The organism is Pseudomonas sp. PA-7-1E, from assembly GCF_021605325.1.
Lineage (GTDB): Bacteria > Pseudomonadota > Gammaproteobacteria > Pseudomonadales > Pseudomonadaceae > Aquipseudomonas > Aquipseudomonas fluorescens_BV.
This window is the reverse complement of the sequence record NZ_WKFA01000004.1, coordinates 20,075-44,677: the sequence shown is the minus strand read 5'-3', so window position 1 is coordinate 44,677 and position 24,603 is coordinate 20,075. Positions and strand designations below refer to the sequence as shown.

Genomic DNA, 24,603 nt, shown 5'->3' with positions numbered 1-24,603 from the left:
CTTGTGCTTCGTCCGGGATGTTGTTCGACAATCGAACAGCCCTCGTGCGCCAAGCACAGCACTGGTTCCAGTGCGTCCGTCCGTCACAGGTTCGCTCCGACAAAAATCCACCGCCTGGATAAGTTGGAGAGCCTGTGATGAGTACAAAACTAAAAAATACCGTGCACCTGAGTGAATCGGCCAAGGTCGACTCCGGCTCCGTGCAGCCATTTACCCGCTCGCAAAAAATCTACGTGCAGGGCTCCCGCCCGGATATTCGCGTGCCGATGCGTGAAATCAGCCTGGATGTGACCCCCACTGAGTTTGGTGGCGAAATCAACGCCCCTGTAGTGGTCTACGATACCTCCGGCCCCTATACCGACCCCAATGTCATCATCGACGTGCGCAAAGGCTTGGCCGATGTGCGCTCGCCGTGGATCGAAGAGCGTGGTGACACCGAGCGGCTGGCCTGCTTGAGTTCACGCTACGGCCAGGAACGTCTGGATAACCCCGACCTGGCCTACCTGCGCTTTGCCCACCTGCAAAACCCGCGTCGGGCCAAGGCCGGCGCCAACGTCAGCCAGATGCACTACGCGCGCAAAGGCATCATCACGCCAGAAATGGAATACGTGACCATCCGCGAAAACATGAAGCTTGAGGAAGCTCGCGCCAGCGGCCTGCTCAAGCAACAACATGCCGGGCACAGCTTCGGCGCCAGTATTCCGAAAATCATCACGCCCGAGTTCGTGCGCGAAGAAATCGCTCGCGGCCGCGCAATCATCCCGGCCAACATCAACCACACCGAGCTGGAACCGATGATTATCGGCCGTAACTTCCTGGTGAAGATCAACGGCAACATCGGCAACAGCGCCCTGGGTTCGTCCATTGAAGAAGAAGTGGCGAAGATGACCTGGGGCATTCGCTGGGGCTCGGACAACATCATGGACCTGTCCACTGGCAAGCATATCCATGAAACCCGCGAGTGGATTATCCGTAATTCGCCCGTGCCGATCGGCACCGTGCCTATCTATCAGGCCCTGGAAAAAGTCGACGGCGTTGCCGAAGACCTGACCTGGGAGCTGTTCCGCGACACCCTGATCGAACAGGCCGAGCAAGGCGTGGACTACTTCACCATTCACGCCGGCGTACTGCTGCGCTACGTGCCGCTGACCGCCAATCGCGTCACCGGCATTGTCAGCCGTGGCGGCGCGATCATGGCCAAGTGGTGCTTGGCCCATCACAAGGAAAACTTCGCCTACACGCACTTCGAAGAGATCTGCGAAATCATGAAGGCCTATGACGTCAGCTTCTCCCTGGGGGATGGCCTGCGCCCGGGGTCGGTGGCCGATGCCAACGACGCTGCGCAATTCGGTGAACTGGAGACTCTGGGCGAGCTGACCAAGATCGCCTGGAAGCACGACGTACAAACCATGATCGAAGGCCCCGGCCATGTGCCGATGCAACTGATCAAAGAGAACATGGACAAGCAGCTGGAGTGCTGCGACGAGGCGCCGTTCTACACCCTCGGCCCGCTGACCACTGATATTGCGCCGGGCTACGACCACATCACCTCGGGTATCGGTGCGGCGATGATCGGCTGGTTCGGTTGCGCCATGCTCTGCTACGTCACGCCCAAGGAGCACTTGGGGCTGCCGAACAAGGATGACGTGAAGACCGGGATCATCACCTACAAGATTGCGGCCCACGCGGCCGACCTTGCCAAAGGCCACCCTGGCGCGCAGATTCGCGATAACGCCCTGAGCAAGGCGCGCTTCGAATTCCGCTGGGAAGACCAGTTCAACCTCGGCCTGGACCCGGACACCGCACGGGCATTCCACGACGAGACGTTGCCCAAGGAATCGGCCAAGGTCGCGCATTTCTGCTCCATGTGTGGGCCTAAATTCTGCTCGATGAAGGTCACCCATGAGGTGCGTGAGTACGCGGCCAACCAGCGCATCGATGCGGTGGATGTGGACGTGGCCAAGGGCTTGGCCGAGCAGGCTGAGCGGTTCAAACAGGAAGGTAGCCAGCTCTACAAAAAGGTCTGATCCATAGGCGGCGGTGCCTGCACCGCCGTCATCGCGGGCAAGCCCGGCTCCCACAGTTGGCCTAAGTGGACACAGATTTTGTGTTCACAGCCGGTCCCCTGTGGGAGTCGGGCTTGCCCGCGATAGCGATCTGACAAACACCCAATCTCTCCCTGCAATAACAACCGATCAGCGGCGTGCCGGCACCAGCTCAGGCTTGATCACGCCGGTTAGGCGCGTATAGGGCAGGGTGATTTCGATCAGCCCCTGTGCGTAAGGGGCGATGGTGCTGACGTTGTACTTGAGCACCACGCCGCCGCTGGTCAGGGCCACGTTCGGGGTTTTCTGGAACGGCCAGCTCTTCACGAACTCCGGATCGCGATCCATCTTGGTGCTGATCAACCAGCTGTTGTGGGCAACTTTAGCGGTATTCCAGAAGGCCTGCTCCTGGCCGGGCAACAGCATGTCGGCCAGGGTCAGTTCCTTATGCAGAATCCGTGAATAGTTGATAAACCCGCGGCCTGGCTCGCCGTGGGCGACGCCGGTGTCCAGGTAACTGGACACTTCAACGATCACCAGTCCGTCATGCTGGTCACGTACCTTGGCTTGCAAGTACATGCCATGACGGTCCGGCGACTCACGCAGGAAGGTGTTCCGGTAGGCGTTCAGGCTCGCCGGGACGCTGGCGCCAGGCGTGGTGCGGGTCATTTGCAGCAAACGCTGTTCCACCAGGCTGTCGAGTTGTGGCTCGGTGGGGAAATGCACGGTGTCGATGTTCACCAGCGGGCAGGCCGGGCTGTCACAGCCGGGCTTGATCTGCTCCGATTTGTCGGTGGTAACGTCCAGCGGCTTGAGATAGGCCGGTTGGAACAGGCTCTGGCAAGCACCCAGGGTCAAGGCAATACAGGCCACGGAGGCGATTTTTAAAAGCGACATGTGTGTCCTTCGTAAATCGATGGAAAGCGAAAAGAGTAGCGCTTGGACTGCCAACGTGGCCGCCAGTTCGCCACTAAACTGATTGCAGCGAGTTTGACGCTCGCCGCCTCTCCCGGCAACCGCAAAGGGGCTGCATCAACGGACGTCGGCGCGTTAGGATGGCGCCCATTGCACGAGCTTAACGAGGGACACCATGACGGACATCGCGAAGTCGACGCCGAACAAGATCGAGATTGTTCAGCGTGACAATGCCTATAAAGGCTTCTACAAGCTCGATCGCGTGCAACTGCGCCACGAAAAATTCGACGGCGGCATGAGCCGGGTGATCAACCGCGAGGTGTTCGTGCGTCATGACGCCGTGTGCGTGCTGCCCTACGACCCGCTGCGCGATGAGGTGGTGTTGATCGAACAGTTCCGCGTCGGCGCCATGGGCCGCGCCGACAACCCCTGGCTGGTGGAGATGGTCGCCGGCCTGATTGACAAGGATGAGCAACCCGAGGAGGTTGCACACCGCGAGGCCGAGGAGGAAGCTGGGCTGACATTCTCCGCGCTGTGGCCGATCACCAAGTATTTCCCGTCGCCTGGCGGCAGTACTGAATTTGTCCACCTGTACCTGGGCCGATGCGACAGCTCGGGCGCGGGTGGCGTCCATGGATTGGAAGAAGAAGCAGAAGACATCCGCGTAACCGTCTGGGCATTCGAAGATGCCTTGCAGGCGGTGCGCGATGGCAAGATTTCCAACGCAGCCAGCATTATCGCCCTGCAATGGCTTGCGCTTAATCGCGCGGAAGTGAGGGGGTTATGGCAGTAAAGGCACGGGAACGTTATCGAGTTGACCTGATCGGGCTGCAAGCGGCCTGCGAGGCCAACTATGCGCGGCTGATGCGCCTGCTCCCGGACATGCGCCACGCCCCGCAGGCGCGGCGCATTGCTGTCACCCATGGCGATCAGATGCTCGGTGTGCTGACCCTGGAAGTCATTCTGACCTGCCCGTACACCACCACCCTGCGGGTGCGCCAGGAGCACAGCCTGCCGTGGTTGCCGGTGCCGCAACTGGAAGTACAGGTGTACCACGACGCGCGTATGGCCGAAGTGATCAGTGCCGAGCACGCACGACGCTTTCGCAGCATCTATCCTTACCCGAATGTGTTCATGCACCAGCCCGATGAGAAAGCACAGCTCAATGTGTTCCTCGGCGAATGGCTCAGCCACTGCCTGGCCTTGGGCCATGAGTTTGAAGTGGTGCGGTAGATGTGAACTGTGCCTGCTTCCTTGGGTTTCCTCTTTGTGTCCTGCCCCAGCATAATCGCGCCAAATGTCCATTCCTGTAGTTGCCAGGGAGAGCGCCTTGCCGAGCGTATCCGCCGTGAATCCTGATGCCGTGTTGCTGGTGCAGTTGTCCGACAGCCACCTGTTCGCCGACGCTGACGCCACGTTGCTGGGCATGAATACCCGTGAAAGCCTGCAGCGGGTGGTCGAGCTGGTGCGTGCGCAACAGCCGGCCATCGACCTGATACTGGCGACCGGCGACTTGTCTCAGGACGGCACGCTGGCGTCCTATCAGCAGTTTCGCGATTTGACCGCTCCCCTTGGCGCCCCGGCGCGCTGGATTCCCGGCAACCACGACGAACCGCAGGTCATGGCCCAGGCTGCCATGCACAGTGATTTGCTCGAACCGGTGGTGGATATCGGCAACTGGCGTATCACCCTGCTGGATTCGGCGGTACCCGGTTCGGTGCCGGGCTACTTGCAAGACGAGCAACTGCAACGGCTGGCGCAGGCCTTGAGCGAAGCGCCGGACCGCCATCACCTGGTTTGTTTCCACCATCATCCGGTGCCCATCGGTTGTGCGTGGATGGAGCCTATCGGCCTGCGCAACCCCGAGGCGCTGTTTGCCGTGCTTGAGCGCTTCCCGCAGACCAAGGCATTGCTTTGGGGCCATGTGCATCAGGAAATCGACGGCGAGCGCAACGGTGTGCGGTTGCTGGCTTCGCCGTCCACCTGTATCCAGTTCGCGCCGGGAAGTGAGGATTTCCAGGTCAGCGAGCAGGCGCCGGGTTATCGCTGGTTGCGTTTGCATGGCGACGGACGGTTGGAGACGGGGGTGGAGCGTTTGGTGGGCTTCGCATTCACCGTCGATTACGGCAGCAACGGCTATTAAGACCTGCAAACACTGATCAAAGGGTGGGAGCTGGCTTGCCTGCGATGGCGGTGTACCTGGCGCTGACTCGTTGACTGAATCGCCGCCATCGCAGGCAAGCCAGCTCCCACATTGGTCCGCTTCTGCCTGCATTACCTGTAAACTGCGCCTCTTTGGCCCCAGCACGGAGAGCCCGGCATGTCCGCTTCGATCCTGTATATCCACGGTTTCAACAGTGCGCCGGCTTCCAACAAGGCCAGCCAGTTGACCACTGTGATGGGCACCCTCGGCCTGTCCGACCAGCTACGTGTACCGGCGTTGCATCACCACCCTCGTCAGGCGATTCTTCAATTGGAGCAAGCGATTGCGCAACTGGGCCGGCCACTGCTGGTCGGCAGCTCACTCGGCGGCTACTATGCAACCCATCTTGCAGAACGCCATGGTCTCAAGGCGTTGCTGGTCAACCCGGCGGTCAGTCCCCATCGGATGTTCGACGGTTACCTGGGCACCCAGAAGAACCTCTACACCGATGAGACCTGGGAGTTGACACAGGACCACGTCACGGCCCTGGCCGAGCTGGAAGTACCGGCGCCCCAGGATGCCGCGCGTTATCAGGTGTGGTTGCAGACCGGGGACGAAACCCTGGATTATCGCCTGGCCCAACAGTATTACCGGGCCTGCGCCTTGCGCATCCAGGCCGGTGGCGACCATGGCTACCAGGGGTTCGCCCAGCAATTGCCGGCACTGTTGTGTTTTGCCGGCATTGGCGCAGATCAGTTTCAATCCTTCGATTTTTCGTCACTGTAAAAAATCGCAGGTCACTTTTTAATCGAACGACTCACGACGAGACCCCATGGCCACTCCCAGCGCTAGCTCTTATAACGCCGACGCCATCGAAGTCCTCTCGGGCCTCGACCCGGTGCGCAAACGCCCCGGCATGTATACCGACACCAGTCGGCCGAACCACCTTGCCCAGGAAGTCATCGACAACAGCGTCGACGAAGCCTTGGCCGGGCACGCCAAGTCGGTGCAAGTCATCCTTCACGCCGACCATTCCCTGGAAGTGTCCGACGATGGTCGTGGCATGCCGGTGGACATTCACCCCGAAGAGGGTGTGCCGGGCGTCGAGCTGATCCTTACCAAGCTCCATGCCGGCGGCAAGTTCTCCAACAAGAACTACCAGTTCTCCGGCGGTTTGCACGGTGTGGGTATTTCCGTGGTCAACGCGCTGTCGACCCTGGTGCGGGTCAAGGTCAAGCGCGATGGCAACGAGTACCAGATGACTTTCGCCGATGGCTACAAAGCCACCGACCTGGAAGTGATCGGCACCGTTGGCAAGCGCAACACCGGCACCAGCGTGTACTTTGCGCCGGACCCCAAGTATTTCGATTCGCCCAAATTCTCCATCAGCCGCCTCAAGCACGTGCTCAAGGCCAAGGCCGTGCTGTGCCCGGGGCTGCTGGTCAGCTTTGAAGACAAAGGCACCGGCGAGAAGGTCGAGTGGCACTACGAAGACGGCCTGCGTTCCTACCTGGAAGACTCGGTCAGCGACTTCGAACGCCTGCCCAACGAGCCGTTCTGCGGCAGCCTGTCGGGTAATAAAGAAGCGGTGGACTGGGCGCTGCTGTGGTTGCCCGAAGGTGGCGACAGCGTGCAGGAAAGCTACGTCAACCTGATCCCCACGGCCCAGGGCGGCACCCACGTCAACGGTTTGCGCCAAGGCTTGCTGGATGCCATGCGTGAGTTCTGCGAATACCGCAGCCTGTTGCCGCGCGGCGTCAAACTGGCGCCGGAAGACGTGTGGGAGCGCATCGCGTTCGTGCTGTCGATGAAGATGCAGGAACCGCAATTCTCCGGGCAGACCAAGGAGCGCCTGTCGTCCCGCGAGGCAGCGGCGTTTGTCTCTGGCGTGGTCAAGGACGCCTTCAGCCTGTGGCTCAACGAGCATCCCGAGCTGGGCCTGGCCCTGGCGGAGCTGGCGATCAACAACGCCGGCCGGCGCTTGAAGGCGAGCAAAAAGGTCGAGCGCAAGCGCATCACCCAGGGCCCGGCACTGCCGGGCAAACTGGCCGATTGCGCCGGGCAAGACCCGATGCGTTCCGAGCTGTTCCTGGTGGAAGGTGACTCCGCCGGCGGTTCCGCCAAGCAAGCGCGGGACAAGGAGTTCCAGGCGATCCTGCCGTTGCGCGGCAAGATCCTCAACACCTGGGAAGTCGACGGCAGCGAAGTGCTGGCCAGCCAGGAAGTGCACAACATCGCCGTGGCCATCGGGGTCGACCCGGGTGCAGCGGACATGAGCCAGCTGCGCTATGGCAAGATCTGTATTCTCGCCGACGCCGACTCCGACGGCCTGCACATCGCTACCTTGCTGTGCGCGTTGTTTGTGCAGCACTTCCGCCCATTAGTGGATGCCGGTCACGTCTACGTCGCCATGCCGCCGCTGTACCGCATCGACCTGGGCAAGGAGATTTTCTACGCTCTGGACGAAGCCGAGCGCGATGGCATCCTCGACCGCCTGGTGGCCGAGAAGAAACGCGGCAAGCCTCAGGTCACGCGATTTAAGGGCCTGGGTGAGATGAACCCGCCGCAACTGCGCGAAACCACCATGGACCCGAACACCCGGCGCCTGGTGCAGTTGACCCTGGAAGACTTCGCCGCTACCTCGGAAATGATGGACATGCTGCTGGCTAAGAAACGCGCAGGCGACCGCAAGACCTGGCTTGAATCCAAAGGTAACCTGGCCGAGGTTCTGGGCTGATGCGCACAGGCTTCGCCCTGGCGATCCTGATGTTGAGCGGGCTGGCGGTCACCCAGGTGGCCGCAGCCAGCGTGGCAGAGCTCAAGCTGGTCTCGGAACACCCGGTTGACGGCATGCGCGGTGGGAACCTGTCGGGCCTGGCGTTGTGTGGCAACGAGCTGTGGACGGTTTCGGACCGCGATGACGACCAGATTTACCGCCTGGATACCCGTGCGCCGACGTGGAGCGCGCAAGCGCTGAAGATCGACGTGCCGCCCGTGCCCGAGTCCGGCCTGCCTTGGGGCTTGCGTTCGCGCACCAAGGCCGCTTCGTTCATACGTGGTGGTGACCTGGGCTTTGAAGGCATCAGCTGTGATACCGCAGGCAACCGTTACATTGTCAGCGAAGCCCATGCCGCGGTGTTGCAGGTGCCCGCGATGGGCGCGCCGGAGTGGTTGAAAATCGCGCCGGGCATGGTGCGTGAAGCCAGGGCCAGTGGCATGTTGTTGCACTTTAATGCCTTGTTCGAAGGCTTGGCGGTAAACCCTGAAGGCAATCAGATCTGGCTGGCTGCCGAGCGTGAACGCCGTGGCCTGGTCTCGATCAAGCGTGGGCAGAGCGTATGGGATTGTGATGGCCGTTGTGTATTGTTGAGCGAGGCCGGCCAGGAAGTGCAGCCGGCGCAGTTCCCCAACGCCAAGGCCGTGTCCAAGGACTTTGCCGACTTGTCGCTGTTCAACGGCAAGCTGTTTACCCTGGAGCGCAATGCGTTCCAGATCTGCCGGCGCGACCCGCTCACGGCCAAGGTTGAGCTGTGCTGGTCGTTTGCCGACGAAACCCTGACGCCACAGCGACGTTACCCACAGTCGTATGGCCTGGCTGAGGCCCTGTTGGTGGATGCCGACGGTGCCTGGGTCGGGATCGATAACAATTTCGGCCCGCGTGACGATGGTGAAAAACGTCCGATGGTCTATCGTTTTGCCGCTCCGGATGGCGGCTGGAGTGCCCAGCCATGAGTCGAGATTTTTTTGAATTGAATCAGCGCAGCGGCAGTTCCGCTGCGCCTTACCCCATGATGAGGCCCGCATGAGTGACATCCTCGCAGACAGCTTAGATGGCGTAGAACGCCGGTCGCTGGCTGAATTCACCGAAAATGCCTACCTCAACTACTCCATGTACGTGATCATGGACCGTGCCTTGCCGCATATCGGCGACGGCCTGAAGCCCGTGCAACGGCGCATCATCTACGCCATGAGTGAGTTGGGCCTGGACGCCGATTCCAAGCACAAGAAGTCGGCGCGTACCGTCGGTGACGTGCTGGGTAAATTCCACCCCCACGGCGACTCGGCGTGCTATGAAGCCATGGTGCTGATGGCCCAGCCGTTCAGCTACCGCTATACCCTGGTGGACGGCCAGGGTAACTGGGGGGCACCGGATGACCCCAAATCCTTCGCCGCCATGCGTTACACCGAGGCGCGGCTGTCGCGTTATTCCGAAGTGCTGCTCAGCGAGCTGGGCCAGGGCACTGCCGACTGGGGGCCGAACTTTGACGGCACCCTCGACGAACCCCTGGTGTTGCCGGCGCGTTTGCCGAATATCCTGCTCAATGGCACCACCGGTATTGCGGTCGGCATGGCCACCGACGTGCCGCCGCACAACCTGCGCGAAGTCGCCACCGCCTGTGTGCGCTTGCTCGATGAGCCCAAGGCTACGGTCGAGCAGCTCTGCGAGCATATCCAGGGCCCGGATTACCCGACCGAAGCAGAGATCATCACGCCCCGCGCCGACCTGCTGAAGATGTACGAAACGGGCAAGGGCTCGGTGCGTATGCGTGCCGTGTACCACATTGAGGACGGCGACATTATTGTGACCGCACTGCCGCACCAGGTATCGGGTGCCAAGGTGCTGGAGCAGATCGCCGCGTTGATGCAGGCCAAACCGTCTAAATTGCCGCAAGTGGCCGACCTGCGTGACGAGTCCGACCATGAGAACCCGTGCCGCATCGTGATCATCCCGACCAATAGCCGGGTGGATCATGAAGTGTTGATGCAGCATTTGTTTGCGAGCACCGACCTGGAGTCCAGCTATCGGGTCAACGTCAATATCATCGGCCTGGACGGCAAGCCGCAGTTGAAGAACCTGCGCAATCTGCTGGTGGAATGGCTGGAGTTCCGTGTACAAACCGTGCGCCGCCGCCTGCAATTCCGCCTCGACAAGGTCGAGCGCCGCTTGCATCTGTTGGACGGTTTGCTGATCGCCTACCTCAACCTGGATGAAGTGATCCATATCATCCGTACCGCCGAGCATCCGAAGGCCGAGCTGATCGCGCGTTTCGAGCTGAGCGAGATCCAGGCGGACTACATCCTCGACACCCGCTTGCGCCAGTTGGCACGCCTGGAAGAAATGAAACTGCGCGACGAGCAGGATGCACTGCTCAAGGAGCAAGCCAAGCTGCAAGCCCTGCTGGGCAGCGAAGCCAAGCTCAAGAAGCTGGTGCGTAGCGAACTGATCAAAGACGCCGAAACCTATGGCGATGACCGTCGCTCGCCTATCGTCGAGCGCGCTGAAGCCAAGGCCCTGACCGAAACCGAGCTGTTGCCCAACGAGAAAATTACCGTCGTTCTGTCGGAAAAGGGTTGGGTTCGCTCCGCCAAAGGGCATGATATTGACGCCACCGGCCTTTCGTACAAAGCCGGTGATGGCTTCAAGACCGCTGCCGCCGGGCGTTCCAATCAGTTTGCGGTGTTTATCGACTCGACCGGGCGCAGTTATTCGGTGCCGGCCCACACCCTGCCGTCTGCACGGGGGCAGGGCGAGCCGTTGACCGGGCGCCTCACGCCGCCGCCGGGGGCGAATTTCGAGTGCGTGCTGTTGCCGGACGATGATTCGCTGTATGTCATCGCCTCCGACGCCGGTTACGGTTTCGTGGTCAAGGGTGAAGACCTGCAGGCCAAGAATAAGGCGGGCAAGGCGCTGTTGAGCCTACCGAACAACGCCAAGGTGATTCTGCCGAGGCCGGTGGAGGATCGTGAAAGCAACTGGCTGGCGTCGGTGACCACCGAAGGGCGCTTGCTGGTGTTCAAGATCAGCGACTTGCCGCAGTTGGGCAAGGGTAAAGGCAACAAGATCATCGGGATTCCCGGTGACCGGGTGGCCAGTCGCGAGGAGTATGTGACTGACATCGCCGTGGTCCCGGAAGGCTCTACCCTGGTGCTCCAGGCCGGCAAGCGCACGTTGTCATTGCGCCCTGACGACCTTGAACACTACAAGGGTGAGCGTGGCCGGCGAGGTAACAAACTGCCACGAGGCTTCCAGCGAGTGGATGCCTTGCTGGTCGAAACGCCGGTTTAAGCGGTACTAGAGGCCTCGATCTACGATTTAACGCGTAGATCGATGCTTTCGCGCTGGAGTCATGGCGCATATTCACGGATGATATGGCCTTTCCAGCGCCGGCGTGGCCGAGCGTGTTCAGGTTATTTTTAGTATTACATTGTGGTTCGCCTTGTGGCAGCCACTTGGATGGGATGATGACTGCTCCACGCCTTCCTCTATTTTTGATGCTCGCTGGCCTTTTGGGGTTGGCGGGTTGCAGCACACATCAACCGGTGTCGCTGTACCAGCTGGACAGCGGAAGTCCGGCTCAGCCAGCCCAAACCGCTGGCATGGCAGTATTGCTGGGGCCGGTAGTCGTTGCCGATTACCTGCAACGCGAAACCCTGCTTCAACGTCAGAACGACGGCAGCCTGCAAGGTTCCACAGATGGTCGTTGGGCCGGTAGCCTGTCGTCGGATATCAACCAGTTGATGTTGCGTCAGGTCGCCGGCCAGTTAGACAGCCAGCGAGTAGTCCTGGCGCCGGGACCCTCCGGGTTCACCCCGGATGTACAGGTGTTGCTGACCATTACGCGGCTGGATTCCGGCAAGTCGCAACCGGCGATCCTGGATGCACAGTGGCGCCTGATCGACCGTCGCGGGCAGGTGCGGGACAACCGCATTGTGCACCTGCAGGAAGAACACGCCGGCACCACTGCGTCCCAGGTCCAGGCCCAGGGTGTGCTGTTGCAGCACTTGGCACAGCAGTTGTCGGTGGCGCTCAAACCACTGGCCAACCAGCCGCCGATTGCCGAAGCGCAGCCGCGTAAACAGGCCCCCGCCCAGGCCAAGCCTGCGGCCCCGGAAAAGCCGAAGATGCCGATGGCCACGCCGATTCGTACGGATCTGGAAGTGTTCAGGTTCTGATCTGAAATTTATTTTTGAAAAAGCCCGCCAAGCCCGCGGGCTTTTTCATGCCTGCTGTAAAACGCCAGCGCCTAATTCTGCGTACCTGTTAATTCTGACAGTATCCAGCTGTGCATAAGGTCTCTAGTGTGATTTCAGTCCTATCTCTTAAGGTACTGAGCTCATGAAAAAAATATCGATCTTCCTCGCTTGGTTTTTTTGTAGTGCATTAAGTATTGCTCTCATGGGCTGTAGCCATGAAGTTAATCGTGAATTTGGCGGCCTTGAAAATGATGAACTTCCGCCAGCCGAAGGTGAACTGTCAAGCTTGAGTCAGATAATCCGCCCTGTGACGGGCACCAAGAGGATGTTGGTCACGGTAACCCATTGGCAGGGAGAGCGTGTGTTGGACAGGGATCAGGTGGAGTTGCATACGCTGTCTACTGATCCTGATTCATTACGCTCTTATATTCTGGCTGCGTCCGGTGGAAAGCTGAAGTTGGAGGGGCGGGTAGTGGAGGCGACGTCTGGACCGAAGCCTGAGGGATGCTCTATGTCCACGTCTATCGCGGAGGGTCGCAAGACTGCCGAAAAGAATGGCCTTAATCCCGATGATTTCGACTATGAAATTAACATCGTTAATTGTGGCGGTGGCGCCTTGGCCTTTACCCCCGGTAGGCATGTTGGAGTGTTTGGCAAGGCAGGCTCACCGCATGTTTACAAGCACGAGCTTGGTCATAATTTAGGCTTTCGTCATGGGGGAAGCCTCATAGGCTGCCCCCGCAATGGCGCGTCTGTGAGTGCGCCTGTTGATTGCACTTACGTTGAGTATGGAGACACTGGTGACTCAGTGTCAGGTGGTGGCACGCTTTATCCTGCGGTCAGCCGCCGCTATGCCGGCTGGCTGGATGATGGCCAGGCGACGACTATCACGCGCACCGGCCTTTACAGTTTGAAGGTGTTGGGACGCGAAGGCCCGCAGCTGTACCTGATCAAGATCCCTGAAACCCATTCGCCCGGTGGGGCCTACTACCCGTTGTTGTCGCTGGAATACAGGAAACCTACGGTCTTTGATAACTTTCCGGAGAATGACAACCGGGTCAATGGCGTGTGGATGCGTTATGCGAGGGAGCAAGGCGTGCAGAATGTGCAGATTGATGCCACGCCAGAGACGCCAAGAACCAACGATCCTACGCTACTTGCGGGGCAGACATTTGAGGACTCTTCCCGCAAGGTTAAAGTGCTTGTGTGCAGCGCCGGGCCGGACGAGGCGATAGTCGCGGTCGCGCTTGATGGGGCGGGTTTTCCTTACTGTACAACCACGGTCCCCGCTCCCGTCATTGCGGTCCCCCTCGAGGGGGCCAGCACCGGTAAACAGCCAGTGTTTGCCGGCACTGCCTGGCCTGGCGCACGTATTGAAATAGTAAATGCTTCCAAGCCCGCGGAAGTCGAGGGCACTGCCATTGCCGATGGCAACGGCAACTGGTCGGTGTACTCGCTGTCAGTGCATGATGTTGGCAGTTATTCCTATACCGCTCGACAAACTTTTGGGGGAAGAACCTCGGTGTTATCTGGCAATCGCAGCTTCAAGGTGGCTGAACTGAGCGTGCCTGCGGCAATAATCGAGACCCCCGCCCAAAATGTCGAAGTTGGCCGCCTGCCGCAAGTGTCAGGTACCGGTGTCCCTGGTGCTACTGTGGTGTTGCTTAAATCCTACGACCCTTACAATCCGCTGGCCACTACTAGGGTCGATGGCTATGGCCGCTGGTCAGTGCGCATAGAGCGCCCTCTACCGATAAGTCCACCGGACTTTACCATGACCGGCTATCAAACCCTTGATGGAAAACGTTCGGGTTGGCTGGCGAACAGGACACTCAAGGTTGTTGATGTACCTGACCCGGCGATTATCCAAACGCCGGCCCAAAGCGTCAGAACGGGCCGCCGGCCTTTTGTGACCGGTACGGGTGTAGCAGGTGCTACTGTTGTGTTGATGCAGTCGTACAAACCTGAAAATATTTTAGCCACTACTACCGTCGATGGTTATGGGCGATGGACCACGCAGGTTGATAATCTGCTGCCGATAAGCCCACCCGCCTTTACCATGACTGGATATCAGTCGATTGAGGGGAAAAGATCCGGTTGGTTGGCCAATAGAACTATCCAGGTTGTCGATGCTCCCGATCTGGCGATTATCGAAACCCCTGCACAAGGTGTGAAAACAGGACGACGGCCAGTTGTGTCAGGTAGTGGTATTGCGGGCGCGACCGTCGTGTTGCTCAAATCGGGTGACCCGTATAACGCCTTGGCGACCACCACTGTCGATGGCTATGGACGCTGGTCGGTGCAGGTTGATCAGCCTCTGCCGGTCACAAACTCCTTTGTCATGACGGGCTATCAGCAGCTTGACGGTAAAATCGCCCGCTGGTTGGCGAATAGGACCTTCCAGGTAGTGCAGGTTCCCGATGCTCCGGTTATCGAAACCCCTGCCGAAAACCAGACCGTTGGCCGCCAGCCTCTTGTAAAAGGCAGTGGCGTTGTGGGGGCCGTGGTTGAGTTGAATCAGGAGAACAGGCCCGGAATTCCACTTGGGTACGCGGTTGTCGATGGTTTTGGACAATGGTCTGTCCAGATAGAAAGGCCGCTACCCGTCGGGTCCAACTTTAAAATGAGTGGGTATCAGCTTTTGGACCAGGTCAGGTCAGGCTGGATTCCACGCCGAACCATTAATGTCGTGGATAGCAAGAAAATCAAATAGTACTCGAAAGCCCGCAGGTGTTCGTTCTCTGCGGGCTTGTGATCATCAATGCATTAGTCTTGGAGTCGACCCTTGTTGCGGGTCTCATGCATCCGCGCCAATTGCCGCTCCAGCATCGATGGATACGGCTCCATCAAGCGCTCCACACAGCTGGCCCCTTCAGGGCTGGCAATCGGGCGGATACGTGCGCGTTGGCGGATCAACGTGTCCTCACTGATCTTGCGCTCCACCAACAGCAGGTTACGGCTGTGCTGGGACAAGGCCAGGGCATCCTGGGCGATTTCGGTGAGTAGCAGGTCGATCTGGCTAATGCCAAACAGATCGTCACCCACGGTTAGACCCAACTGCAGTTGCAGGGTAATGCCGCTGTCGGCCACTTCGATCTGCAGGGCATGGCCCAGGGCGCGCAACAGCTCGCCGCAGCAGATGGCATTGGTCAGGTAGTCCTCGCCGCTGTCTTCACTGTGGAACAGCATCAGCGTGCTGCCATCGTTCAGGGTGTGCAGTTCGCTCTGGTAGAGCGAAGCGGCCTGGTCGAGGCAGTCGCGGTAGCGTTCGAGCAGTTCGGTCAGGCGGGCACGGGGCAGGCGGCGCAGTTGCTCCTGGGCGCCCAGTTGCACGGCGAGTACGGCACTGTGCTGTGGCTCGGCGTTCTTGACCGCAACGGGTTTGGGCGCAGCGACTGGGGCGGCTGCCGAGGTGTCGCGCAGGTCGGCGAACGGGTCTTCGTCGTCCAGTTCGTCTTCCTCGGCCTTGATCACATGGCGCGGCGCAGGCTTGAGGCCGGCCACCGGGGCGCTTTCGTCGAAGCCTGGGTCGCGCAGGTCGCGCACTTCAAACTCAGGCTCGTCGGCGTAGTCCTCGGCGTCGTCGTACTCAGGCTCGGGCTCGACTTCAGGCGCTTTTGGCTCCGGGGCAAAGCTGGCGTGGAGCTGGCGCGCGAGGTCGCCGATTTCGTCCTGGCGATCAATGGCCGGGGTGTGTTCGTCGATATCCCGCAGCCAGATGCGCAGTTGCATCAACGGCGTGGAGATATGCCGGCCCAGGCGCAGGCTCAAGGCCAGGGCCAAGGCCAGTAGGATCGCGCTCAGAATGCCCATGCTTTGCAGGCTGATGGTCATCGGCTGCTGGAACTGTTGCATATCAAGGCTGATACGCAGTTGGCCGGCCTTCACGTCCTGGAACGTAATATTACTCTGATACAGGCCTTCGGCCTCACCGAGCAGACCGTTTTTCGGGCGTTGCCCGGCCTCGGCCATGATCCGGTTGTCCACGCTATAGATAGCGGCGTGGGCCACGAGCGGGTTCTTGGTCAGGTTGTTGAGCAACACGTTGAGGCTGAGGATGTCGTTGGATACCAGCAACTCAGTCGCCGAAGTGGCAGTCTGGGTTGTCAGGCTCGCGCCCAGGGCGTCAGCTTGCTCGTGCATGGCCTGCTTGAACTGCAAACCCATCACGCAGGCGTAGATCACCAGGGCCAGAGCGACCAGGATCACGTTATGGCTGGCGATGCGCAATGCAATCGGTACACGGCGATGGCGCAGTGCCCGGAAGATCAGCAGGAAGAAGTTATCGGTTTTTACTGGCGTGGGCCGGTTCACTTGCGCTCGGCTCTTGGTCCGTGAAGTTGACGCGCAGTATAGCGACAGGCCCATGGCCGGCAAAGCGCTGGCTGTGCCCGATGGTCACTGAAAGTGGGTAGAATGCGGTTTTTTTCCAGCCTGGGGGTGCGCTTTGCGCGAAATTGTCCTGATCAACATCACGGGTGAAGACCGGCCGGGTCTCACCGCAGCCATTACCGGCGTCCTGGCCCAGGGTGGTGTGAACATTCTCGACATCGGCCAGGCGGTGATCCACGACACCTTGTCGTTCGGCATCCTGGTGGAGATCCCCAGCACCGAACAGGCCTCCTCGGTACTCAAGGACATCCTGTTTACGGCGTATAAGCTCGATCAACAGGTACGTTTCACCCCGGTGTCCGAAGCTGACTACCAGCACTGGGTCGAAGGCCAGGGTAAAAAGCGCCATATCGTCACCCTGTTGACCCGCAAGGTAACGGCTGAGCAGTTGCAGCGCGTCAGTTCGATCACCGCGCAATACGGATTGAATATCGACCATATCGACCGTCTGTCGGGTCGCATGCCCTTGGACACTCCGGCTGACAAAGGCAAGGGCTGCATCGAGTTCTCCGTGCGCGGTGAACCGGCTGATGCGCAAGCGCTACGCGCTGATTTCCTGAGCGTGGCCCAGGAACTGAATGTCGATATCGCCTTCCAGGAAGACTCCCTGTTCCGTCGCAACCGCCGCTTGGCGGTGTTCGACATGGACTCCACCTTGATCGAAGCCGAAGTCATCGACGAGCTGGCCAAGGCGGCCGGTGTGGGCGAGCAAGTCTCGGAGATTACCGAGCGCGCGATGGCCGGCGAGCTGGATTTTCGTGCCAGCTTCAAGGAGCGTCTGGCGCTGCTCAAAGGCTTGGACGTTGGCGTGCTGGATTCGATCGGCGCGTCGCTGCGCCTGACTGAAGGCGCCGAAACCCTGTTCGCCGAACTCAAGCGGCTGGGCTACAAGACCGCCATCCTGTCCGGCGGCTTCACTTACTTTGCCAAGCAGTTGCAGGCCAAGCTGGGCATTGACTATGTATTCGCCAACGAGCTGGAAGTGGTGGATGGCAAAGTGACTGGCGTCGCGGTGGAGCCGATTGTCGACGCCCAGCGCAAGGCCGACCTGCTCAAGGAATTGGCCCATAAGGAAGGCTTGCGCCTGGAGCAGACCATTGCGGTCGGCGACGGCGCCAATGACTTGCCGATGCTGGCGATTGCCGGGTTGGGCGTGGCCTTTCGCGCCAAACCGTTGGTCAAGCAGTCAGCCAAGCAGGCGATTTCGACCTTGGGGTTGGATGGCGTGTTGTATCTGCTGGGCCTGCGTGACCGAGACGGTCAGCTATAAGCCGATCTCACTGTCACTGATCGTTCCCACGCTCCGCGTGGGAGCGCCTCCAGTGACGCTCTGCGTCACGCTTTGGGCGCAGAGCGCCTCGGGCTGCATTCCCACGCGGAGCGTGGGAGCGATCAACTGCAATATCAGGCTTTAGCAGCGGCGATGCCCTGGCCCATCTGCACCGGCGTACCCGCTGCCAGTTCTTCAGCCCACTTCACCTGGTCCGGGCCGAACAACACGATGGCGGTCGATCCCAGTTTGAAGCGACCCAGCTCCGCACCTTTCTCCAGATGAATCGGCGCGCGGGCCGCTTCGTCGTAGCGGAAGGTTTTCAGCTCGCGTTTCGGCGGCGTTACCAAACCGGCCCACACGGTTTCAATCGACGCAACGATCATCGCACCTACCAACACCACGGCCATCGGGCCGCGTTCGGTGTCGAACAAGCAGACAACGCGCTCGTTACGGGCGAACAGCTCCGGCACGTTTTCGGCGGTGGTCTGGTTGACCGAGAAAATCCGCCCTGGCACATACACCATCTCGCGCAGGGTACCGGCCAGTGGCATGTGCACCCGGTGGTAGTCCTTGGGCGACAGGTAAATAGTCGCGAAGTCCCCGCCCATGAACGGCGCAGCCATTGCCGCATCGCCACCGAGCAGTTCCAGCACGCTGAAGCTGTGGCCCTTGGCCTGGAAGATACGACCATGTTCGATCGGGCCTAGCTGGCTGACCGCGCCATCGGCAGGGCTCAGCACTGCGCCTGGGGTTGGAGCTAACGGACGGGCGCCGTCTTTCAGCGCGCGGGTGAAGAAGGCGTTGAAGTGCTCGTAGGCGGTCAGGTCTTCCACCAGGGCCTGGGACATGTCCACTTGGTAGCGCTTGGCGAACCAGGCAGTGAAGGCGTTCTTGAACCAGCGCACGCGGCACTCGGCGATACAGCCGGCCAGGCGCGACAGCAAGTGGTGCGGCAGCAAGTACTGGCTGAGGATAAACAACTGCTTTTTCATAACTGTCCTTAAACCTTAAATCTCAACGGGGGTGTCGGGGTGGTTGCCCCATTCGCCCCAGGAACCGGCATAACCTTTGACTCGCGGATAACCGAGCGCCTTGGCCACCAGGTAGGTGAAGCCAGAGCGGTGGTGAGTCTGGCAGTGGGTGATGATTTCTTTGTCTTTGGTCAGCCCGAGGTCTTCGAGGATTTGCGGCATGTCACGGCGGATACGCAGGCTGCGCGCCTTGTCCATGCCGGCGGTCCATTCGAAGTTCACCGCGCCGGGAATGTGGCCGCCCTTGGCTGCGAGCACTTTCTCGCCGGAATACTCCAGCGGGCCACGAGCGTCCCAGATCCCCAGGTCGGCCGCGCCGAGGCGGCTTTGCAGGTATTCGCGGGTGGCTGTGGGGCCGTCGTGCAGCGTAAGGCTGACCGGGCCGCCGGCTGCTGGGGGCGCATCGGTGGAAAGCGGGTGCCCTTCCTCCAGCCAAGCCAGCAGGCCACCGTCGAGGTAGTGATATTTCTGGTGGCCGATCACGTCGAGCATCCAGATAAAACGCCCGGCCCAACCGCCGCCTTCGTCGTCATAGACCACATAGGTGGCGTCCGGGGTGTGGCCCAGTTCGCCGAACAGTTTTTCCAGGTCGGCCTTGCTTGGTAGCAGGCCGGGTGCCGGTGGCTGTCCCAGTTGGGTGCGCTTGGGGTCAACGAAGTGCGCGCCGGGGATATGCCCTTCGGCGTAGCGGGCGACACTGGTGAGGTCTACCAGTATCAAGTGCTTGGAATCGAGGCGACCCAACAGGTCGGCGGATTCGATCACCAGCGGCAAGCCAGAGAAGTCAGGCATGTGAGGTCTCCTGGGCACAAATGTTGGCGATAAAGGCCGGTGATTGTAGCGCAAGCATCAGGCGCTGCGGTTGGTAAAGCTGTGCAGGGCTTTCTCGATGCATTGGGCGGTTTTGCCGAACGCCTGCACGGTGGTTTCCGAGAACGGCCCGCCGCCTTGGTCCGCCACGATCAGCATGACCACGCGACCGTTGCAGCTCAGTGAGCGCAACAGCAAGTGCTCGCCAATAAATAGACGACGCAGGATTGGTGGCAGCAATGCGGAAAACTGCGCATGGTTGTCGGGGTTCAGGCGTACCTGGGCGGACTTTTCCAGCAGGCGTTGCAGTAACGTGCTGTTGACCACATCCAGGCTCAGGTGAGCCGCGTCCTTGGGCAGGCCATCGGCCTGGTGTACACGCAAGGTGCTCAAGGCGCGATCTGCCATGAATATCAGTACCCGCTGCATGCCACTGGCGACCAGGGCTTCCTTGGCGCAAGTGGTCAGGTGCATGGCGTTGGCAAAGCGGCTCGGCTCCACCAGCAACTCGGTGCAACGCGTGCGCCACACGGCCAAGGCTTCGGCAGTGGGCGGTGGTGCAGGCAGCAAGCCGCGATGGACTTTCTGTACGTGCCACGGCCAGATCAGCGACAGCGCCGGGTGCCAGAGGTCGGGCATCAAGGTGGTACGAGCACTGGTCACCGCTTGTTGGTGGGCTTGCTGTTGCACATCGCTCAACGGCGTTTGCAGGTACAGCGCCGTCAGGTATTGCCAGCGCTCAGTGTGCGGGCAGGTCCAGGATTCCTGGGCCGACATCGCCAGGCCGTTGGCCAGCAACACGGTGTTGGCCGGCTGGTTCAGCCAGCGTCGCAGGTTGGGCTCGGCATCGAGCAATTGCTGGTGGCGCAGGGCATCGTCTTGACGGGCAATGTGCAGCGCCTTGACCAGCAGGCGTTGCTCGGCCAACAGCAACTTGTAGCCCTGTGAAACCCAGATCGGCAGGTGCCAGGCTTCGGTCAAGCCCAGGCACAGGTCAAGCAAACGCACGCCGAACAGCTGTTGCTCGACCTGGCGCGCCGATTGGCCTTTATGGATCACCCGCAACTCCCACTCCTCCAGGAGCTTGGGGTAGGCGACGGCCATCGGCCACAGCGGCGACAGAAACAGCAGGCTGCCCCAGTGGATGTCCTGCCACAGCCGCGCCAGGCGACTGCCGAACAAACCGTTGGCTTGCTGGGATGCGTGCTGGCTGATCAGCAACAGCTGACGCAAGGCCACGGGGATTTCCCGGGCGGGTACCGAAGGCAGGCGCGCCAACAACTCTTCGGCACGTTTGAGGCCCAGACGGTTAAGTGCGACTTCAAGGTTTTCTGCAGGTTCGGTCAGGCTGCCGTGGGCGTGGCTGTTGGCTTCGCGCATCACACTCAGCACCAGGGCCGGACTGTTTTGCATCAACTCAGCAATATCTCGCAATGAACTGCGGCTATCGCGAATGGCTTTGCACACGCGTTCATGGCTGGCCTGGGGCACGGGCAGCAGCACGTCGTCCAGGCACTTGATCCAAGCGGCGAGGGTAGTGGGGCGGTTTGTTGGGACTGTCGTTTCAATTGCCATGATTGGGGCGCGATCATCACTTGCGTTCAACACGCCCGGAACGGGCCGAATTGGCTTTTCGCCTTAACGGGCTATAGTCTGGCGCAGTTTTGCCGATAAGTAGAACAAGAGTTTTCTGCTGCACCCCATATGTCCATGAACCCGACGGCGCAAGTACCCCTCTCCTATGGCTAAAATTATCGGCATCATTGTCGTCATCGCAAGTGTGCTCGGAGGGTACGTCCTCTCCCACGGTAAAATCGCCGCACTGATCCAGCCTTTCGAAGTGCTGATTATCGGCGGTGCCGCGTTCGGCGCATTTTTGCAGGCCAACCCAGGCTATATGACCATGCACGTGGTCAAGAAGTCCCTGGGCATGTTCAGTTCGCGCTTCTCCCACACGTTTTATCTGGAAGTGCTGGGGCTGATCTACGAGATCCTCAACAAAAGCCGCCGTGAAGGCATGATGGCGATCGAAGGCGATATCGAAGACGCTGCGGCCAGCCCGATTTTTGCCAAGTACCCGGCCGTGCTTAAAGACGAGCGCATGACCGCGTATATCTGTGATTACCTGCGCATCATGTCCTCCGGCAACATGGCGCCTCACGAGCTGGAAGGCCTGTTCGACATGGAGTTGTTCAGCCTCAAGGAAGAGCTGGAGCATCCTTCCCACGCCGTGACCGGCATTGCCGACGGCATGCCCGGTTTTGGTATTGTCGCGGCGGTACTGGGGATCGTGGTGACCATGGCGTCCCTGGGAGAGGGCGATCAGGCGGCCATCGGCATGCACGTAGGTGCGGCGCTGGTGGGCACCTTCTTCGGTATTCTCGCCGCCTATGGTTTCTTCGGCCCGCTCGCCACCTCCCTGGCCCACGATGCCAAGGAAGAGATCAACCTCTACGAAGCGATCAAGGCGTGCCTGGTGGCATCGGCGTCGGGCATGCCGCCGTCGTTGGCCGTGGAGTTCGGGCGCAAGGTGTTGTACCCGAAACACCGCCCAAGTTTCTCCGAGCTGGAACAAGCGGTTCGCGGTCGCTAAGCCATGGAAAACAACCAGCCGATCATCATCAAGCGCGTCAAGCGCTTCGCTGCGGGGCACCATGGCGGTGCCTGGAAAATCGCCTTCGCCGACTTTGCCACGGCGATGATGGCGTTCTTCCTGGTGTTGTGGCTGATGTCCACCGCTACGCCAGAACAGAAAATCGCCATCGCCGGCTACTTCAAGGACCCGATTGGCTTTTCGGAAAGCGGTACGCCGTTTGTCATTGACCTGGGCGGCTCGCCGGAACTGGCGCCCGAGCGCACCATCAACCCGGAAGTGCAAACTGAATCGCCTCAGGAAAAAATCCCGATTGAGCGCGACACTGTCGAATCCATGGCCGAGCAGGTCGAACAGGAGCGACTGGAACTGTTGCTGCAGGAATTGCAGAACAAGGTTGAAGAAAACCCACAGTTGCTGAAGTTCAAGGACCAGATTTCCTTCGAGATCACCCCCGAGGGGCTGCGCATCCAGATTACCGATGCGGCCAACCGGCCGATGTTCGACTCTGGCAGTGCGCGGTTGAAGCCGTACTTTGAAGACATCCTGCTGGCCATGGCTGACACCATCAAGGCGGTGCCGAACAAAATCAGCATCAGCGGGCATACCGACGCCAAGCCCTACGCGGGCCAGGGTGATTTCGGCAACTGGGAACTCTCGGCCAACCGCGCCAATGCTGCCCGGCGTGCGCTGGTGGCCGGCAGCTACCCGGACCCGCAAGTGGCGCGGGTAGTGGGTTTTGCCTCCTCGCAACTGTTTGATCCCAAAGACCCGTTCAACCCGGTCAACCGCCGTATCGACATCGTGGTGCTGACCAAAAAAGCCCAGCGTGCGATTGAAGGCGATCACCCCCCGCCACCGGCACCGACCCAGGGCGACGGTGCGCCAGGCGAAGTGCCGGCCGACCCCAACGCGCTACCGCCGGAGCAGGAACCGCTGCCAGCCCATGAGCTGCGCCAGAAGCTGAACCTGTTTGATGATGGGGGCGTCAAGGATCCTACGACGCCTGCGCCGAAGCCGTAAGCTCCAGATACAACGAGGCCGCGATAATCGCGGCCTTGTTGTATCTGCGCTGTCATAGATATCTACACAATTTTGGGGCGACGCTGGGCCTGTGGCGAGGGAGCTTGCTCCCGTGACGGCCTGACAGCCGGCGCCTATCTACCTGACGCCCTCAATCCAAATGTGGGAGCTGGCTTGCCTGCGATGGCGATTTGCCGATGTACATATCCATTCCTGCGGTAACGGCCACCGATACCGATGCTGCATTGTAGGAGCGAGCTTGCTCGCGAAAAACGTCAACGATAACGCGTGTATCCAGGATGCCCGCGTTGCGCTTGAGGTCTTCGCGAGCAAGCTCGCTCCTACAGAGGTGGGGGGCTGCTTAGTAGCTGCTCTCGGGCAAGCTCGCAATAATCGACCGATAGCTGTTCATCCGCTGCTGCTGCACGCGCCCATCTTCCAGTGCCTTGAGCAGCGCACAGCCCGGCTCGCGGTCGTGTTTGCAGTCGCGGAAGCGGCAGGTGCCGATCAGGTCGTTGAACTCAATAAAGCCGGCTTCCACATCGCTACGGCTGACGTGGCCCAAGCCAAATTCACGGATACCCGGCGAGTCGATCAACTCGCCGCCGCCCGGGAAGTGGAACAGCCGTGCGGTGGTGGTGGTGTGGGTGCCCTGGCCGGACAGCTCCGACAGCGGGCCCACGCGGGTTTCGACTTCCGGCAACAGGCTGTTGACCAGCGACGACTTGCCCACGCCAGACTGGCCGACGAACACGCTGATCCGCCCGTCCAACTGCTGTTGCAGCTGTTCCATGCCGTTGCCGTGGTGAGCCGACACTTCCAGCACCGGGTAGCCCAGGGTGCGGTAGACCGCCAGCAATGCGTTGAGCGCCGGGGCGTTCTGCTCGTCGATCAGGTCGAATTTGTTCAGCAGCAGCAACGGGCGGATGCCAGCATGCTCAGCCGCGACCAGGTAACGGTCGATCAGGTTGGCATGGGGCTCGGGCAGTGGCGCGAACACGATCACGATCATGTCGACGTTGGCCGCCACCGGCTTGAGCTGCCCACGGCTGTCGGGGCGGCGCAGTTCGGTGCTGCGCGGCAACTGGGCGACGATGACGCCGATGCCCTGGTTGCCGGCACGCCACACCACCTTGTCGCCGGTGACCAGCGCGGGCAGGTTGGCGCGCAGGTGGCAACGGAACACCTGGCCTGCGAGTTCGCCTTCGAGCGCCTCGACTTCGACCTGCACACCAAAGTGCGCGATCACCAGGCCCGTTTGTTCGGGGCCCAGGTCGCCGCCCTCGAGCGCTTCCACGGCTGAGGATTCACGTTTGGCGGCGCGGGCGGCGCGTTCACCTTGAATCTTTTCGATGCGCCAGTTTTGGCGACGGTTGAGCTGGCGTTTGGCCATTGGTGTTCCG

At 60.5% G+C, this 24,603-nt stretch carries 19 protein-coding genes; 13 read left to right on the top strand and 6 right to left on the bottom strand.

Translation table 11 applies throughout. The features are described 5' to 3' along the window. The first annotated feature begins 137 nt into the window (after positions 1-137). Entirely contained in the window at positions 138-2,027 is a 1,890-nt protein-coding gene (gene thiC / locus GIW79_RS03860; RefSeq protein ID WP_236452567.1) for a phosphomethylpyrimidine synthase ThiC, read from the top strand. 168 nt (positions 2,028-2,195) lie between these two features. On the opposite strand, the gene GIW79_RS03855 is transcribed toward thiC, so the two are convergent. Next, positions 2,196-2,942, bottom strand: coding sequence for an RsiV family protein (locus tag GIW79_RS03855; RefSeq protein WP_054896254.1), 747 nt, complete (start codon positions 2,940-2,942; stop codon positions 2,196-2,198). A 193-nt stretch (positions 2,943-3,135) separates the two neighbouring features. On the opposite strand from GIW79_RS03855, the gene GIW79_RS03850 reads away from it, so the two are divergent. The 9 genes from GIW79_RS03850 to GIW79_RS03810 all read left to right on the top strand — a co-directional run bounded on the left by GIW79_RS03850 (position 3,136) and on the right by GIW79_RS03810 (position 14,791). Beyond that, positions 3,136-3,753, top strand: coding sequence for an NUDIX domain-containing protein (locus GIW79_RS03850; RefSeq protein ID WP_034125636.1), 618 nt, complete (start codon positions 3,136-3,138; stop codon positions 3,751-3,753). Further along, the gene (locus GIW79_RS03845; RefSeq protein ID WP_003188022.1) at positions 3,744-4,193 is read left to right on the top strand and encodes a DUF1249 domain-containing protein; all 450 of its coding nucleotides are present in this window, start codon (positions 3,744-3,746) and stop codon (positions 4,191-4,193) included. Before GIW79_RS03850 ends, GIW79_RS03845 begins: the two co-directional genes overlap by 10 nt. A 97-nt stretch (positions 4,194-4,290) precedes the next feature. Beyond that, positions 4,291-5,103, top strand: coding sequence for a 3',5'-cyclic-AMP phosphodiesterase (gene cpdA / locus GIW79_RS03840; RefSeq protein ID WP_034125637.1), 813 nt, complete (start codon positions 4,291-4,293; stop codon positions 5,101-5,103). 177 nt (positions 5,104-5,280) lie between these two features. Beyond that, a complete protein-coding gene (locus GIW79_RS03835) occupies positions 5,281-5,889 on the top strand; it encodes a YqiA/YcfP family alpha/beta fold hydrolase (RefSeq protein ID WP_014716651.1) in 609 nt (202 codons plus the stop codon). A 46-nt stretch (positions 5,890-5,935) separates the two neighbouring features. Continuing rightward, complete coding sequence (gene parE / locus GIW79_RS03830; RefSeq protein ID WP_003188026.1) at positions 5,936-7,840, top strand: DNA topoisomerase IV subunit B; 1,905 nt, start codon at positions 5,936-5,938, stop codon at positions 7,838-7,840. After that, positions 7,840-8,835, top strand: a complete 996-nt coding sequence (locus GIW79_RS03825) for an esterase-like activity of phytase family protein (RefSeq protein WP_236452565.1) — start codon at positions 7,840-7,842, stop codon at positions 8,833-8,835. Before parE ends, GIW79_RS03825 begins: the two co-directional genes overlap by 1 nt. 70 nt (positions 8,836-8,905) lie before the next feature. Next, entirely contained in the window at positions 8,906-11,170 is a 2,265-nt protein-coding gene (gene parC, locus GIW79_RS03820) for a DNA topoisomerase IV subunit A (RefSeq protein ID WP_020301636.1), read from the top strand. A 173-nt stretch (positions 11,171-11,343) separates the two neighbouring features. After that, a complete protein-coding gene (locus GIW79_RS03815; protein ID WP_032873461.1) occupies positions 11,344-12,057 on the top strand; it encodes a PqiC family protein in 714 nt (237 codons plus the stop codon). Positions 12,058-12,220: 163 nt separating this feature from the next. After that, on the top strand, positions 12,221-14,791 hold the full coding sequence (locus tag GIW79_RS03810; protein ID WP_236452563.1) for a hypothetical protein: 2,571 nt from the start codon (positions 12,221-12,223) through the stop codon (positions 14,789-14,791). 53 nt (positions 14,792-14,844) lie between these two features. On the opposite strand, the gene GIW79_RS03805 is transcribed toward GIW79_RS03810, so the two are convergent. Continuing rightward, on the bottom strand, positions 14,845-16,392 hold the full coding sequence (locus GIW79_RS03805) for a histidine kinase (protein WP_236452562.1): 1,548 nt from the start codon (positions 16,390-16,392) through the stop codon (positions 14,845-14,847). A 133-nt stretch (positions 16,393-16,525) separates the two neighbouring features. Between GIW79_RS03805 and serB the strand changes: the two genes are divergently transcribed. Beyond that, positions 16,526-17,740, top strand: a complete 1,215-nt coding sequence (gene serB / locus GIW79_RS03800) for a phosphoserine phosphatase SerB (protein ID WP_003188034.1) — start codon at positions 16,526-16,528, stop codon at positions 17,738-17,740. 134 nt (positions 17,741-17,874) lie between these two features. Here the strand turns inward: serB and asd are convergent, their stop codons facing one another. Genes asd through GIW79_RS03785 form a run of 3 tightly spaced genes read right to left on the bottom strand, consistent with a single transcriptional unit; the run spans position 17,875 to position 21,159 of the window. Beyond that, the gene (asd, locus tag GIW79_RS03795; RefSeq protein ID WP_236452559.1) at positions 17,875-18,735 is read right to left on the bottom strand and encodes an archaetidylserine decarboxylase; all 861 of its coding nucleotides are present in this window, start codon (positions 18,733-18,735) and stop codon (positions 17,875-17,877) included. Positions 18,736-18,750: 15 nt separating this feature from the next. Beyond that, positions 18,751-19,566 (bottom strand): rhodanese-like domain-containing protein, encoded by an 816-nt coding sequence (locus GIW79_RS03790; RefSeq protein ID WP_054918863.1) that lies wholly within the window; start codon positions 19,564-19,566, stop codon positions 18,751-18,753. A 57-nt stretch (positions 19,567-19,623) separates the two neighbouring features. Continuing rightward, positions 19,624-21,159 (bottom strand): HDOD domain-containing protein, encoded by a 1,536-nt coding sequence (locus GIW79_RS03785; RefSeq protein WP_054918861.1) that lies wholly within the window; start codon positions 21,157-21,159, stop codon positions 19,624-19,626. 166 nt (positions 21,160-21,325) lie between these two features. Between GIW79_RS03785 and motA the strand changes: the two genes are divergently transcribed. Both motA and motB read left to right on the top strand, forming a co-directional pair. Beyond that, positions 21,326-22,177: a flagellar motor stator protein MotA gene (gene motA, locus GIW79_RS03780; protein WP_003188041.1), complete on the top strand. Its 852-nt coding sequence runs from the start codon at positions 21,326-21,328 to the stop codon at positions 22,175-22,177. A 3-nt stretch (positions 22,178-22,180) separates the two neighbouring features. Further along, complete coding sequence (gene motB, locus GIW79_RS03775; protein ID WP_236452553.1) at positions 22,181-23,200, top strand: flagellar motor protein MotB; 1,020 nt, start codon at positions 22,181-22,183, stop codon at positions 23,198-23,200. Positions 23,201-23,561: 361 nt separating this feature from the next. On the opposite strand, the gene rsgA is transcribed toward motB, so the two are convergent. Further along, positions 23,562-24,593 carry a small ribosomal subunit biogenesis GTPase RsgA gene (gene rsgA / locus GIW79_RS03770; RefSeq protein WP_003188044.1) on the bottom strand — a complete coding sequence of 344 codons (1,032 nt, stop codon included), beginning with the start codon at positions 24,591-24,593 and terminating at the stop codon, positions 23,562-23,564. Positions 24,594-24,603 lie beyond the last annotated feature (10 nt).